The organism is Bacillus sp. AK128, assembly GCF_053903075.1.
Genome location: NZ_CP096379.1, coordinates 4,199,954 through 4,214,589, shown reverse-complemented (window position 1 = coordinate 4,214,589; position 14,636 = coordinate 4,199,954). Strand labels below are relative to the sequence as shown.

The 14,636-nt window shown below is 35.8% G+C and carries 14 protein-coding genes; 12 read left to right on the top strand and 2 right to left on the bottom strand.

Features of this window, described 5'->3' with window-relative positions; all coding sequences use genetic code 11:
* Positions 1 to 37: 37 nt before the first annotated feature.
* Positions 38 to 1,210 carry an MFS transporter gene (locus M1D60_RS21130; RefSeq protein WP_456276778.1) on the bottom strand — a complete coding sequence of 391 codons (1,173 nt, stop codon included), beginning with the start codon at positions 1,208 to 1,210 and terminating at the stop codon, positions 38 to 40.
* Positions 1,211 to 1,367: 157 nt separating this feature from the next.
* Between M1D60_RS21130 and M1D60_RS21125 the strand changes: the two genes are divergently transcribed.
* Entirely contained in the window at positions 1,368 to 1,748 is a 381-nt protein-coding gene (locus M1D60_RS21125) for an OsmC family protein (RefSeq protein ID WP_456276777.1), read from the top strand.
* A gap of 244 nt (positions 1,749 to 1,992) precedes the next feature.
* Positions 1,993 to 2,817: a YfkD family protein gene (locus M1D60_RS21120; RefSeq protein WP_456276776.1), complete on the top strand. Its 825-nt coding sequence runs from the start codon at positions 1,993 to 1,995 to the stop codon at positions 2,815 to 2,817.
* Between the two features lie 51 nt (positions 2,818 to 2,868).
* Here M1D60_RS21120 and M1D60_RS21115 read toward each other — a convergent pair whose 3' ends face one another.
* Positions 2,869 to 3,711, bottom strand: coding sequence for a mechanosensitive ion channel family protein (locus tag M1D60_RS21115; protein ID WP_456276775.1), 843 nt, complete (start codon positions 3,709 to 3,711; stop codon positions 2,869 to 2,871).
* Between the two features lie 128 nt (positions 3,712 to 3,839).
* Here M1D60_RS21115 and M1D60_RS21110 point away from each other — a divergent pair, with 128 nt between their 5' ends.
* The 10 genes from M1D60_RS21110 to M1D60_RS21065 all read left to right on the top strand — a co-directional run bounded on the left by M1D60_RS21110 (position 3,840) and on the right by M1D60_RS21065 (position 14,178).
* A complete protein-coding gene (locus M1D60_RS21110; protein ID WP_456276774.1) occupies positions 3,840 to 4,022 on the top strand; it encodes an SE1561 family protein in 183 nt (60 codons plus the stop codon).
* A gap of 167 nt (positions 4,023 to 4,189) precedes the next feature.
* A complete protein-coding gene (locus M1D60_RS21105; protein ID WP_456276773.1) occupies positions 4,190 to 5,725 on the top strand; it encodes a fumarate hydratase in 1,536 nt (511 codons plus the stop codon).
* Between the two features lie 207 nt (positions 5,726 to 5,932).
* Positions 5,933 to 6,766, top strand: a complete 834-nt coding sequence (pdaA, locus tag M1D60_RS21100) for a delta-lactam-biosynthetic de-N-acetylase (protein ID WP_456276772.1) — start codon at positions 5,933 to 5,935, stop codon at positions 6,764 to 6,766.
* A 261-nt stretch (positions 6,767 to 7,027) separates the two neighbouring features.
* Positions 7,028 to 8,419 carry a 23S rRNA (uracil(1939)-C(5))-methyltransferase RlmD gene (rlmD, locus tag M1D60_RS21095; protein WP_456276770.1) on the top strand — a complete coding sequence of 464 codons (1,392 nt, stop codon included), beginning with the start codon at positions 7,028 to 7,030 and terminating at the stop codon, positions 8,417 to 8,419.
* Between the two features lie 833 nt (positions 8,420 to 9,252).
* Positions 9,253 to 9,594 carry a hypothetical protein gene (locus M1D60_RS21090; protein WP_456276769.1) on the top strand — a complete coding sequence of 114 codons (342 nt, stop codon included), beginning with the start codon at positions 9,253 to 9,255 and terminating at the stop codon, positions 9,592 to 9,594.
* Positions 9,591 to 10,733 (top strand): type I restriction enzyme HsdR N-terminal domain-containing protein, encoded by a 1,143-nt coding sequence (locus M1D60_RS21085; RefSeq protein ID WP_456276768.1) that lies wholly within the window; start codon positions 9,591 to 9,593, stop codon positions 10,731 to 10,733. Before M1D60_RS21090 ends, M1D60_RS21085 begins: the two co-directional genes overlap by 4 nt.
* Positions 10,734 to 10,783: 50 nt before the next feature.
* Positions 10,784 to 11,086, top strand: a complete 303-nt coding sequence (locus tag M1D60_RS21080) for a hypothetical protein (protein WP_456276767.1) — start codon at positions 10,784 to 10,786, stop codon at positions 11,084 to 11,086.
* Positions 11,046 to 11,756 carry a hypothetical protein gene (locus M1D60_RS21075; RefSeq protein WP_456276766.1) on the top strand — a complete coding sequence of 237 codons (711 nt, stop codon included), beginning with the start codon at positions 11,046 to 11,048 and terminating at the stop codon, positions 11,754 to 11,756. Before M1D60_RS21080 ends, M1D60_RS21075 begins: the two co-directional genes overlap by 41 nt.
* A gap of 45 nt (positions 11,757 to 11,801) precedes the next feature.
* A complete protein-coding gene (locus tag M1D60_RS21070) occupies positions 11,802 to 12,575 on the top strand; it encodes a hypothetical protein (protein ID WP_456276765.1) in 774 nt (257 codons plus the stop codon).
* Positions 12,576 to 12,690: 115 nt separating this feature from the next.
* The gene (locus M1D60_RS21065) at positions 12,691 to 14,178 is read left to right on the top strand and encodes a PIN-like domain-containing protein (protein ID WP_456276764.1); all 1,488 of its coding nucleotides are present in this window, start codon (positions 12,691 to 12,693) and stop codon (positions 14,176 to 14,178) included.
* Positions 14,179 to 14,636: the final 458 nt, after the last annotated feature.

The window sequence follows — 14,636 nt, the reverse complement described above, 5'->3', positions numbered from 1 at the left end:
GGTGGTTGCAACAAAAAAAGGAGGTCAATTGACCACCTTATGTTTGCTGTATAGTTTGTAATTCCTTTTTTCCAAAACGGAAAATGGTTAAAAAAATGATTAGTAAGACAAAGCTAATAATGTGAAAATAACTGATTTGTTCAAACCATTGAATGAAAACTCCACCTAGAAATGGTCCAGCTAAACTACCAAGACTAAAGGAAACACCACATAACAAATTCCCAGTAGGTAACAATTTTTGAGGCATTAAGTCTGCCATATAACTGATTCCAAGGGAGAAGGTGGAACCAACCATCATTCCAGCAAGGCTAAAGCATATAACTAAACCAATGACTGAAGAGTCTTCAAATAAACTTGCAGCCAAAAAGGCACTCATTCCGGAGAATAAAACAATAAGAAGAATATTGCGTCTTCCAAGCCGATCGCTTAGCACTCCAAGTGGAAGCTGAGTAATAATACCCCCTACGGCAAATGATGTGAGTAGGATTGAAACACTTGTAACATCAATGCCAATCCGGAGTCCATAAACTGGGAAGATTCCATTTATTGAGGATTCTAAAAACCCATAACCTAATGTAGGTAGGAAGGCAACCCAGCCGTATTTCCAAGCTTCTTTAAAGCGTCTCATCGTATCAAAAAAGGAATTCATGTGTAAATCTTGCTCAGGTAGCTCATTTTTTAAGAAGAATAGAAAGCCCCATCCTATTAAGCATAATAGGGACGAAATCATAAATGGCAATGCCTCGCTAACCTCAACAAGAGGAGTCATCAAGGGGCCAACTGCAAAACCAATTCCAAAAAATAAACCGTAAAATGAAATATTACGTCCTCGATTGTGTTTTGTTGAAAAAGATGTAATCCATGTTTGTGTGGCGAAATGGAGAGCATGATCACCGATTCCTATAATAAATCGAAGCACAAACCAAAACCAAAATGAACTCCAAATAGGAAATAAAGCTAGAGAAACAGCAACCATTAAACCACCGGTCATGATAATCGGCTTATAACCATATTTTCTTAAAGGATTTTCCATGAATGGTGAGGCTAGTAGAATTCCAATATAAAGGGCAGTTGCATTTAAGCCATTAAGAGTTGAATTAACTCCGTTATTTTCAAAAATTACAGCAATTAAAGGCAAAAGCATTCCTTGTGAAAAGCCAGAAATAGCAATGGTGCTAACTAGCACCCAAAATCTAAAACGATTACTCATTATGTTCCTCGATTCTTCAGTAGCTTTTTAAGTTCTTACCTATCCGATGGTACCATCGATTTTAAGGGGATTCCACTATTAATTATCATGCATATAAGTGTCGATAATTTTGTAAGCAGGTATAATAAGAATATAAATAACAGAGGGTGTGATCGTAGTGAAGTTTGAGATGAAAGAGGTAGGCTTTAAGACAAGCTTAGAATTTGGTGAATTGCACGTTTCAGGTAATGAGGAGTATGGATTTCGTCCGTATCAGCTTATGGTTGCTTCCATTGCTGTTTGTAGTGGTGGTGTTCTGCGGACTATATTAGGTAAGAAAAAAGTAGTCATCGAGGATCTATCAATTGATGCAAAAGTAGATCGAAACGAGAAAGAGGCAAACCGGATTGAAAAGATATATATTCACTACACGATTAAGGGTGAACAATTAGATGCGGGGCAAATTGAAAAGGCTATTCATCTAGCTAGTAAAAACTGCCCAATGGCACAGTCGGTAAAAGGTAGTATAGAAATAGAAGAGACATTTGACTTGGTATAGTATAAATATTAAAGCGCCTTGTGGATTAGACAAGGCGCTTTAATATTTTCATCTTTAGGAATTAAGGAATGAAAAGCTTTAGGGTTGAGATGATTGTAACATTAATTTTGAATGTTGTAAATATTCAAATTATATTATTTCTGAGTAAAGTCTGCATAAAAATAGCCGGTTTCTGGATAAATCTTGTTTTCATGAGAAGACTAAGAACAAATTTATAATATCTTGAAAGGGGCAATTTATAAACATGAAGGCAGTACTTACAGCATTATTATCATGTCTCCTTCTATTTACTAATGGACTCATCTCTTATGCAGAAGAAAAAGCTGAGGAAAAAGAAGAGAAGAACCAAGTAGATGAGAAGTTTAAGATTCCGAATTCGGTTATGAATATCACGAAAGAAAACACCTATCCTAATCCAACACAGGACTTACCGTATTTACAGCCAAGTGATCTTGCACAACAACTTATTGATACGTCAGATGTACCCATTGAAAACCCAGACTTAATTAGAATGCTAAATGAAACCACGATTTCCGATGCACCTTTAGCATTTGGGTACCGGGCAACCATTTATATGGGACAGTGGCCTTTGCATTATGAATCGAGTGAGACAAGTGCAAACTGGGAGTATCAAAAGATTAACACCAATATGTATGATAACCGTGGTGGAAAAGCTAATCATCAAATCCACTATCAACAGGAAGCTGAAAAGCATGTTAAAGGTGGGCTAACTGCTAAAATTGAAAGTGCTGAAGATGTGAAGAAAATGATGTTGCTTAAGGCAATGCAAAAAACGAACCTTCCATTATCATTCCAAACCATTATTGGTGGAGGAACTAAAAAGGATCAGGTCTACAATGTAGCACCGAAACGCCTAGGGTATCTATATGGGTATGCCCCTGCCATTAATGAAAAAGGAAAGGTCACCTTCGGGGAAGTGTACCTAGTATTAAAGGGTAACAAACGCAGTCTCGTCATTAAGAACATTACTTCGCAAGGAATTGGTGCATGGATACCGATTCAGGACCATGTCTCATTCGGTTTCGTCGTATCAGAACAACCAAGATAAAAAATGAGTACTTTAACACAGTAAAGCGGTGGGGGCCTGGCCCCCACCGCTTTACTGTGTTGAAGAGTCCTGGCTTAGAAAGATTCTGTCTTCAGCAAATTCAATATGGTGATTGAAAAGTGCTTGGGCGATTACTTTTCGAGTTAGTTTGGAGGCATCCCAATAATGGAGATCATCGACAAGTCCAGTAATTGTATATTCATGTCCTCGGAAGCTGGCATTCAATGAAGTAATGCCAAAGACTTGAAATGGTTCGATTATTTGTTGATGGATATCCTTTTTTAAATACGCAGCTAATTGCTGATTGAGCTCTTGGCTTACCTCGTTTAAAACAGTGAAAACACGCTCAGGATCCTCTCGAAAGCTAATGACAACTCTTTCGATCACTCTCATCCGATCGATATTGTAATTTTGAATCTGTTTAACTTCACCATTACTAATTGTGAGTAGCTTTCCACTCCATTCTCTGACCTTTAAAAAGCGAAGTCCAATATCCTCAACTGTTCCATTGAAAGTATTGTTGACCGTTATAAAGTCCCCTTTATGTAGTTGCTTCTCGTAAATTAAAAATAGCCCAGAAAGGATATCCTTTATCAAGCTTTGGGCCCCAAACCCCACTATAATACCAACAATACCTGCTCCTGCAAGTACTTTGCCAAAGTCATCGACGATAAAGGAAAGGCCATAGAGAAGAAGGCCGATGGTTGCCGTATATCGTAATAGAGATTTAATCATGCTTTCAATTGTTCGTTCTTTCCGTTCTTCAATCAAGTTGGTTCTCTTGAAAAACTGCTGAATACTTCGATTAATAAAAAAGACTGCTATGAAGGTTAAGTTTAGAACAATCACGAATTGGGATAAAGGGTGTTCCCATATAGCATTTAGTACTTCCATTTTTTATCTCTTCTTTCTAACAAATGTTATAGTTTAATTGTGGGTAATTTGATTAAAACTATGTACACATTGTGAAAAATTGGGCATACTATATATGGACTAAAATAGATTGGTTAGGAGAAACAAAAATGGGCAAAGCCACTACAGATAAGGAATCACAGTTATCTTACTTGAAAAACCGATTAGAAATGTTCATGGATGTCATTGACCATCTAGATCCTGAAAATGCCGAGGTCGATGATATTGATCGATTAATCCAAATACTAGATGATATGGAAATAAAGGTTGAACAATTCAAAAAAGATAAGTAAGCACATGGCTAAAAAGGCTATGTGCTTTTATTTGATTTGAATTTGGTTAAATTCAGGATGGTGACTGTAACCACGATAAGTCGTATAATAGAAGTGGTAAATATATATAAAGACGCAGGGGAACTGCGTCACCCAATATGGATTTACGGGGGAAGGGAGCCAAAATCATGCAACAGCTTAAAGAAAGTATGTACAAGCTTATTGTTGAAACCTCTACAAACTTACCTAAGGACGTTCGTCGTGCGGTTAAAGCAGCTAAAGAGAGAGAGAATTCAGGTACTCGTGCGGCTATGTCTCTTGCCACGATTACTAATAATATCACGATGGCAGATGAAAATGTTTCACCAATCTGTCAGGATACAGGTCTGCCAACATTTAAGGTTAAGACTCCAGTTGGTGTGAACCAATTAAAGATAAAAGAAGCTATAAAAGAAGCAATGGTAGAAGCAACAAAAGATGGCAAAATGCGCCCAAATTCAGTTGATTCACTAACAGGTGCAAACAGTGGAAATAATCTGGGTGATGGAGTCCCAGTGATTAAGTTTGAACAATGGGAAAAGGACTATGTTGATGTTCGCCTTATATTAAAGGGTGGCGGATGTGAAAATAAAAATATCCAGTACAGCCTACCATGTGAATTAGATGGATTAGGACGTGCAGGTCGTGATCTTGATGGTATTCGTAAATGTATTATGCATTCTGTATACCAAGCGCAAGGGCAAGGCTGTAGTGCCGGCTTCATCGGGGTTGGAATCGGTGGAGATCGTTCGAGTGGGTATGATTTAGCAAAAGAACAGCTTTTCCGTTCGCTTGATGATGTTAATCCCAATGAAGATCTTCGCAAGTTAGAAGAGTACGTAATGGACAATGCCAACGAACTAGGAATTGGAACAATGGGCTTTGGAGGAGAAACTACCTTACTAGGCTGTAAAGTTGGTGTCATGCACCGAATCCCGGCTAGTTTCTTTGTATCAGTGGCCTATAATTGTTGGGCCTTCCGTCGCTTAGGAGTTAAACTAGATCCAGAAACAGGAGCAATCCAAGACTGGATGTACCAAGAAGGAGAAAAAATTGACTTCTCGAAAGAGACAACACCAATTGAAGAAGGAACAGAAGAAACAAGAGAAGTTGTATTAGAAGCTCCTATTACTGAAGAGCAAATCCGTGAATTAAAGGTTGGCGACGTGGTAGTAATCAATGGAATGATGTACACGGGTCGTGATGCCATTCATAAACATTTATCTACAAATGAAGCTCCCATTGATTTAAATGGACAGATTATTTACCATTGCGGTCCGGTTATGCTTAAGGACGATGAAGGTAAATGGCATGTAAAAGCTGCAGGACCAACAACTAGTATTCGTGAAGAGCCATATCAAGGTGACATCATGAAGAAATTTGGACTTCGTGCTGTAATTGGAAAAGGTGGAATGGGTGCTAATACTCTAGCTGCATTAAAAGACCATGGTGGTGTTTACCTAAACGCAATTGGTGGTGCAGCACAATATTATGCAGACTGTATTCAGTCAGTAGAAGGTGTAGATTTAATGGAATTTGGTATTCCAGAAGCCATGTGGCACCTGAAAGTGAACAAATTTAAAGCAGTTGTAACCATGGATTCACATGGAAATAGTCTTCATCAAGATGTTGAAAAAAGCTCTCTTGAAAAGCTTGCCGAATTTAAAGAACCAGTATTTAAATAAGTCTAGATACATTAAGTCGGAAGGTGATTGTCACCTCCGACTTTTTTGTGTCTAAAAGTTACCTTTCCCTTGTTCGGGACCAAAAGGAATGCTTTGTTTTGGAAAACCTTTCTCAGCATGATTTTGAAAGTAATACAGAAACTACAAGTAAAGAAAATATAAATGGTATTTACTATAGATGATCCATGAAAGAAAGGAGATGGAACCATGATCAAGAAAACTGGATGTATTCTCTTTGTGCTTGCATTAATCTTAGTTCCGAGCTTCTCGCAAGTTCAGGCGACCACCTATTCAAACGCTAAAACACATTGGGGCTTTAAGAAAAGCGTAGATCATAAGCCTCCTTCTGCTGGGAAACAATTAGATGAACTCTTAGCAGAGTACAATAGCTTTTATCTAGGAGATACCTCCAAAAAAGAAATCTACTTAACGTTCGATAACGGTTATGAAAACGGATATACGGGACCTATTTTAGATGTTTTAAAAAAGAAAAAGGTTCCTGCAACCTTCTTTGTAACAGGCTATTATTTAAAGGATCAGCCAGAGCTAGTTAAACGAATGGTCAATGAAGGACATATTGTTGGAAATCATTCCTATCACCATCCAGATTTAACCGAGGTAAGTGATGTTCGTCTTAAGAAAGAACTCGAGTTAGTTAGAGAAGAATTTGAAACACTCACTGGAAAAAAAGGTATGACATATTTGCGTGCCCCAAGAGGTGTATTTAGTGAACGAACGCTTGCTCTCTCAGAAAAGCTAGGCTACACGAATGTCTTTTGGTCACTGGCATTTGTTGATTGGTATACAGATCAACAAAAGGGATGGAAATATTCATATGATCAGGTAATGAAGCAAATTCATCCTGGATCTATCTTGCTTCTTCATACCGTTTCAAAAGACAATGCAGAAGCATTAGAAAAAATTATAACAGACCTCGAAGCACAGGGATATGAATTCAAAAGCTTAGACGATTTAATGATGGAAAAAATCCTTCCACACCCTTGGTTATTTAGTTATGAATCAGATATGATTAATTCATGATCCTGTGGCGTTCTATGTAATAGAGCGCCTATTTTTTTATGGATATAAATTGTATATAAGCTTTACTTACCCACTAATTCAATATGTAAAAGGTATGCATAATTGTGTGATTCCAAGTGCTAGTTGATTAACCAAGCTACCATAATTTAGAATGACCACTTTTCATGATATAATACGGAGAAATTGCATTTATACATAAGAATGATTGAATGACAGTAGGAAATACTGTAACTAAGAGAAAAATAATTGGAGCGGATTGGATTGAAGAATAAGCAACAAACAGGAGGCGCCATCCTTGAATTAGGACAAGCCTTTCCTTTAACAATAAAACGACTAGGAATTAATGGCGAAGGCGTGGGTTTTTTTAAGAGAAAGGTTGTTTTTGTACCAGGAGCATTGCCAGGAGAAGAAATTGTAGCTGAGGCAACTAAAGTACTGCCTTCTCTTATTGAAGCTAAAATAAAAAAGATTCGTAAAAAGTCTCCTGATCGAGTAGCTCCACCATGCCCTATATATGACCAATGTGGCGGATGTCAACTTCAGCATCTTGCATATGAAGGACAACTACGTGAGAAAAGAGACATTGTTATCCAAGCCTTTGAACGTTACACGAAAATTCCAATGGATCAGCTAGAGGTTAGGCAAACGATTGGGATGGAAGAGCCTTGGAATTATCGAAATAAAAGTCAGCTGCAGGTCGGTTTGGATAAGCAAAAGGTAATTGCTGGTTTATATGGAATGAACTCACATGCGTTAATCGATTTGTCGGATTGTATGGTCCAGCATAAAAGTACTAACCATGTAACACAGGTAGTCAAAACCATCTTACAAGATTTGAAAATTTCAATTTACAATGAGCGCTCTAGAAAGGGACTCGTCCGAACCATCGTCACAAGAGTAGGAATAGAAACAGGGGAGCTTCAAGTAATCCTGATTACCACTCAAAAAGAGATCCCACGGAGAGAACTTTTAATTGAAGAAATTCAAAAGAGATTACCAGAAGTAAAATCGATTATGCAAAATATAAATGGGGAAAAAACCTCATTAATCTTTGGTGATCGGACCTTACATATGGCTGGTAAAGAAACGATTCAAGAGGTATTAGGTGATTTATCTTTTGAGTTATCAGCGCGTGCATTCTTTCAACTCAACCCTTCTCAAACAGTTAAGTTATACGATGAAGTGAAAAAGGCAGCTAGTCTAACCGGAAATGAAAAAGTTTTAGATGCTTATTGCGGAGTTGGGACAATTGGACTTTGGCTTGCTCCTGCAGCAAAAGAGATTAGGGGTATGGATGTAATCCCAGAATCGATTGATGACGCAAGAAAAAATGCAAGCAAGCATGGGTTCCCAAATGCAAAATATGAGGTAGGGAAAGCAGAACTAGTTTTACCAAAGTGGGTAAAAGAAGGATGGAAACCAGACGTCGTAATCGTAGACCCACCAAGAACAGGCTGTGATCAAGGTCTACTAGAGACTTTAAAAAAGGTAAAACCGAAACAGGTTGTCTATGTATCATGTAATCCGTCCACACTTGCTAAAGATATTGCAGCATTAGGTCATTTATATAAAGTTAACTATTTACAGCCAGTTGACATGTTTCCTCATACCTCACATGTAGAGGTTGTTGCATTGCTAGAACGGGTATTGTAACATCAAAATAAACTCTTCCGATTCGGAACCGATTTCAGTTAAAATAAACATTTCCGATTTTCGATTCTGATTCAATATGATCCCGGTTTTTCCACATTAGGAATCCGGGATTTTTTTGATATTCTTTGCGAATTCGGATCTTTTATATTATTTTTAATTGTTCTGTGTTCCTTCTTAAAAACCCATAGCAAAAAATTATGTCTAACAACTTTTCTTATTATTCATTCTCTATTGATTAATTTGTAAGTATTATAGTCCATATAATCAAATTTGCTAGTCCATCGTAGCCCCGAAATTTCAGGAAGCAGGTCTCTGTTCTCCCCAATTCAAAATATGAATATCCTTTAACTCAGCATCTGGTATGGAAGTGAGACTTTTTGAGTTATAGGCTGGTTTGTGTACATTGATTAGAAGTTTTTCGGCCAGATCAATTTCCTTTGACCATATATCCTCCTTGGAAGTTCTTTCCCCAGCTATACGGCCTGCATAGATTTAAGATGTTTGGATCGTTTGTGTTCCACCAATTCTCTTGTGATACTATCTTCCCAATGGTTTGTTGGTCAGCCTTTCCTATATATAGTAAAACATCTTTCCCATATACTAAGTGTTTACCTAGATTTGATAGATTCCATAGTCATGAGAATCCTCGGTTAAGAAATTCAATTCATTCAATGTGAATGGACCCTCCCAATCAATTTGGATTAGTTTCACAGTTCTTTTTTGCATTATGCTCTCCCCCATTTAGGAAATATGAAGACTATTGTTATGAAAATTATATCAATATTCATAATTCTGCTAGATTTGGTACAATATTCCTAGAAGGGGTTGATTTTATGTTTCCTGCGGATATAAGAATACGAAAGAAAACATATCAAATTATTGATAGTCATTTAACTAAAAGTGAATTGAATGGATTATTTAAAAATAATCCATATGGAGTGTATGCCATTATAAATGAGAGCTTGGAAAGAGAAGACCCTATGCTAACCACTTTCCTTGTTTTACATTCTGATGATTTCGAAGATAATGTGATTCTTTATGACATATCGAGGCAACAACATTCAACAATTACAACTGAGTTAGGTTTTCTAGCAAAGGGATATGTTGAATTTATAGATGTGGGAGTGGTTGATCGTTATCCAATTAAATTCTATAAAAGGGAAGAAAATATATGAAAATATATAAAAACGGAAGAAAGAAGTTAATTTTTGATCCATGCCGTCAAATTTTGCTGCAATATACTCCTGAAGAGGAGGTAAGGCAAAAAACAATTCAGGTCTTGATTGAGGAAATGGAGATGCCTAGAGACACAATTAGTACAGAGTTTGCCCTTAATCAAATTGATCCAACATCAAGACAAAGGGCCGATATAGTAGTTTGGCATAAAGATAGAGACGGTAATGAACATGCCCTATTAGTATTAGAAATAAAGGCTAACCATATTGAATTAACGAATCATACATTAGAGCAAGTTCAATCATATAACGAAATTCTTAAAGCAAAATATTTAGGGATTTCTAATGGTAAACACATGCAGTTATATGAAGTAAATAAAGGGAATACGATCCCTTTAACAAATGAACTATATACATACTCGGAATTGTTAAGGGGAAAGGTTGAATATACGAAATTTCGTGAGTTACGACGATTATCATATGAATTAGCTACGTATGACCGTTATGTTAAGTTTTTACTCAAAGAAGGATATATTGGTGAAGGTACTCCGACTAAAATGCATCCTTTTATTTCGGGACTTCAAAATTTTATATTATGTGGTGAAGTAGATATTAGTAGCAACTACAGGACAAAAATTATTGAGGATCTATCATATGGTACATTTTCATTTGGAAACGCCAGTGGTGGAGGTTTTCCAGGGTACTATCGAAGTTTTATTGTAAAAGATATAGATGGGAAACATTCAATCTATCGAATTGGAATCTTTGGTACAGCAGTAATGGTGAATGACCCTGTATATGGGAATCGAAATGGAAATACTTATCTTACCGTTGCAGTTGATAATTCCGGACTTTCTACGAGTATTCTTCAATTAAACATTGATCAGTTTAGCTCATACTCTAAAGAACAAAAATCATTTGAGATTTTCCATAATGGACGGAGAAATGGATTAAAAAATCATCAAGTAATAGAAAAAGTAAGCCAGTTGACTCCTGAGCTTATTTTGAACGGTAAAGTATATCTTGGTACATTACCAGCACATGATTCGATTTCAATTAAGGAAGGGTCGGACTTTATTGAGAGATTAATAGAATATGCAAGCGTGCGTGTGAAATTAGCAGAAAAGCAAAAGATTTAAAAATGGTGAACAGTTACCGATTAGTTAAATTAGTCGAAAGGAGGTTTATTATGGGACAAAAATTGAGAGTAACATTTACAGAATTAAATCAAAATGCAGAGAGGGAGTTTAGGTATTATCCTGTATCGGATTTTGAAACTGCTAAAACAATTTTACATATAACTATTTCAGAGTTATCCAGAGCAAAAGAGGTAAATCCAAATATGTATTGTTTAGAAGTTTGGGATAAGGAAGAGGATGATTGGTTGGTTTGGGAAAGTGAGGATGGCCGTGATATTACTGATGTAATTTATGAAGAGATGGAGGAGGAAAATGGGGGATTTAAAAGCAGTTGTGTTAAACAAATTAAATGAAATACTTACATATGACGTGATAGAAAAACAAATAGAGACACTTCAAAACTCTAATTATTGGTACAAGAATTCATATAGACCAATTGTAAAAAGGTTTAACGAAACTAGAGGTGCTTCTGATATAGATGTATGGGCTGAGCGAGTTGCTTTAGTATACTCATGGCTGCCCAAAATTCCACGTTCTTCATTTGCATCTGATTTAACAGAGATACAAGAAATTATTAATATATTGACAGAGATAGAGCAAAACTTTTATGATGCTGAACTTTCGTCAATTGATAGAACAGCCTATCAAGGATACGAATATCAAGGAGAAACAGCTTTCTGCACTTACAATGGATATTATGATATGGGATTGAGGGATTTTTTAATTCCTGCAGGAAAACTGTTGCACGGAACGGAAAGGCTGGATACTCAACTCTCCTCAACAACAAAGCTCTTACATTTTATGTGCCCTAATCTTTTTCCTATTTTTGATACAAAGGTATGTAAACAAATATATGGGCCTACTTCAAAACAGACATATTCAAAATATCACGCATATGTATTCGGATTAAAAGAGTTCTTTGAAAATAATGAGGTTGGCTTACAACTTAATCGTTTTTCAGAAAAAATGAAGGTTCCTGCATTATATATAGTCGATTTAGTCTTGTTTAACTATACCGAATAATATCCCTATAAATATATTTAATTAACGATAAGAGAGTTGATAAAGATGAAACAATGTTCAAGTTGTAAGCAAACAATTTACGGAAAAGAGTTTGTTTGGAATGGAGGCTCAGAGGTATATTGTTCGGCAGATTGTTTGCCAGAAGGTGTATTTGATGAAAAGTATGCAATGGAGTATGTTGGTTTACTAGAGAATTTTACCGAAATTGAAGATAAAAGCTGGCCAATTACTGATTATGAAGAAAGGCAAGATTTGCTGTCAGAAATTGATTATTGTATTACGCAATGTGAAGAATATCAGCTAGGAGATTTAGAAGGTTCATTTTACAAACAAGAACTTCGTAAGTTGCATAATAAGTTTTTAGAACTACGAGACAGGGTTTGGTCTTGTTTGCTGACAAAGGAAAATTTGCTACGTGATATAGGTTTTTATGTTAGTTGGGAAAGTATTATTAGCGAAATTTCACTAGATGCTGCTAATGAATTAAAACAACTATTACAGGATGTTATAAATGAAGCTAACTGTAGTGTTTTTATTATGTATAATGGAGGGCTAGATCCAAGAGATTATTCTAGGAATATTGTTTATGTACCTGGTAACGAAGAATATATGGAAGATGATTGGAAGCATCCGGTTATTGAGCAACTTTACAATGTTTCAAAGAGCTATTTTGAATCATTTACGAATTTAGAAGTCGACCCTGAAGAACTATTTGACTATCAAGAGCTTGCCAAATGTCTGAAATGTGGTTGCATGGAACCTTCGGAAGATTTTGGGTATGAAGAAAAATATCATATGCTTGTGTGTAGTACGTGTTAGAGTGATAAAAAATACTTCATCATGATAAAAAGACAAATGGTATTATAAAGAAATTATGAAGGATCAGCATGAAACTTCACCCGTTCATAAAATTTTTAGAAGAGGAGGCTATCTAATGACTAATCAAATAGAAAATTTAGCATTCATCAGTAGTGATTCTGTTGATGTTTCTACACTTATTTCAAATAATTATGTTGTCGTTTGTGATACCAATGTATATTTAGGTTTGTACCGATTTTCACCGGATTATGCTAATTTTGCTTTGGAATGTTTAAAGAAAATTCGAGCACATCTAATGCTTCCGTATACAGTTAAAGTTGAATATCATAAGCACTATCAAGCTCTATTCAAACGTCGTCAAGATGTTATTGAACATTCAATACAGGACACCATGAATTTATTTGAAACTCAGAGGAATAAATTAAAAAACAGTTGTGCTACTTTAATTACACGCCAATTTCCAGGAGCAGAGGAATTCCAGGGTGAAATTGATAAAAAATATGATGAATTAAAAAGTATGCTTACAGATTACTTTGATGAGAGAAGTGTCTTAACGCTTATACAAGATAGTTGGAAAAGTAATGTGGTAAAGGAATTAGTCCAAGATTTACTTGACAATAATCAGATAATGGAAGACTTCACCAGAGATGAGATATATGGGATTTGTGAAGATGGTGAAAATAGATATAAGAAAGAGATACCTCCAGGATATAAAGATGGAAAGAAAAAAGATGGGATTCGTAAATATAGTGATTTGATTTTTTGGAAAGAAGTAATAAGATTTGCTAAAGAAGAGCAGAAGAATATTATTTTTGTGACAGATGATGTTAAACCAGACTGGTGGAAAATTGAAAGTGAAAAATATGAATTTTTGCCACAACTGGTTCAGGAATTTGTAAGAGATACAAAGATTAGGGCATCTACAAATGGTGGTGTTACTGGACCTTCGTTGAAAATTGTACCATTTGTTTCTGCAGATTTTTATGAAGCTGTTTCTAAGAGTATGGGGGTTCCAAAATCCGATGTAGTAGATCAAGCACTGAAAATTACTGATAGAGATTTCATAGAAAGTATTCAATATCGAGTTTTTGATTCTGTAATTAACAATCTTACATATTCTGGATATAGCTATGTTGATGAGTCTGTTTTGACATATTCAGGTTCTGAGGGTATTGATGACTGGGAGATTGATAATTTTGATCTAAGTAGTTTTGCTATGGTTGAACGTGATGGTGATCAAATAATATATGAATTGGTATACAATGTGCAAATGAGCAGCAATTCTTATGATTATTGGGGAAGAGATGAAGATACTAAAGAAGTTGTCACCTCACCTGCCTATCAGCATGGGGTAGTGGGGGAAGTCACAATCAGAGTTATTAGAACCGTGGATATGTTGCTGGATTTTGAAGATTCAAGTGAGTTTGACTCCGTAGAAATTATTTCTAGTGATTTTGAGGAAGGATATTATCGCTCTTGTTTTGAAGATGACTATGATGATATTCCAGATGCTTACGGTATGTGCCCGGATTGTGCGAGAAAAATCAACATAGAGAATGATGGTGGCAATGGTTTTTGTGTAGAATGTGCCTCTAATCATTGATTAAGGTCTAAGAAATCATTATTTAATTAATATGAACAGATTTGAGCTTGAAGAATTGATGCTAATTGGGAAACTGACTTATTCATATCTCCTACTTTTCTTTATTCTTCCTATGTAACAACAATATAAACTCTTCCGAACAAAAATAAACATTTCCAGTTCGGAACCGATTTCAATTAAAATAAACATTTCCGATTTTCGATTCTGATTCAATATGATCCCGGTTTTTCCACATTAGGAACCCGGGATTTTTTTGAAATAATTCAATAGAATATCAATCAAATTTCAATAGTTTTATCAGTATTTACTATTACTAAACCCTTGCTGTATCAGGCTTTTTTCAATAGTTTACTCAGGCAGCTATTCAATAAGAGACCGAAGGTCTCTTCCCTTCTTTTCTCAATGTTTTCTCTTATTTCCCTTATTCTTTTCTCCTTCTATTCTTCTTCCATTATCAA

Coding starts and splice junctions, on each gene's coding strand:
- M1D60_RS21130 (WP_456276778.1), bottom strand. CDS start 1,210: ATGAGTAATCGTTTTAGATTTTGGGTGCTAGTTAGCACCATTGCTATT.
- M1D60_RS21120 (WP_456276776.1), top strand. CDS start 1,993: ATGAAGGCAGTACTTACAGCATTATTATCATGTCTCCTTCTATTTACT.
- M1D60_RS21115 (WP_456276775.1), bottom strand. CDS start 3,711: ATGGAAGTACTAAATGCTATATGGGAACACCCTTTATCCCAATTCGTG.
- M1D60_RS21110 (WP_456276774.1), top strand. CDS start 3,840: ATGGGCAAAGCCACTACAGATAAGGAATCACAGTTATCTTACTTGAAA.
- M1D60_RS21105 (WP_456276773.1), top strand. CDS start 4,190: ATGCAACAGCTTAAAGAAAGTATGTACAAGCTTATTGTTGAAACCTCT.
- pdaA (WP_456276772.1), top strand. CDS start 5,933: ATGATCAAGAAAACTGGATGTATTCTCTTTGTGCTTGCATTAATCTTA.
- M1D60_RS21090 (WP_456276769.1), top strand. CDS start 9,253: ATGTTTCCTGCGGATATAAGAATACGAAAGAAAACATATCAAATTATT.
- M1D60_RS21085 (WP_456276768.1), top strand. CDS start 9,591: ATGAAAATATATAAAAACGGAAGAAAGAAGTTAATTTTTGATCCATGC.
- M1D60_RS21080 (WP_456276767.1), top strand. CDS start 10,784: ATGGGACAAAAATTGAGAGTAACATTTACAGAATTAAATCAAAATGCA.
- M1D60_RS21075 (WP_456276766.1), top strand. CDS start 11,046: ATGGGGGATTTAAAAGCAGTTGTGTTAAACAAATTAAATGAAATACTT.
- M1D60_RS21070 (WP_456276765.1), top strand. CDS start 11,802: ATGAAACAATGTTCAAGTTGTAAGCAAACAATTTACGGAAAAGAGTTT.
- M1D60_RS21065 (WP_456276764.1), top strand. CDS start 12,691: ATGACTAATCAAATAGAAAATTTAGCATTCATCAGTAGTGATTCTGTT.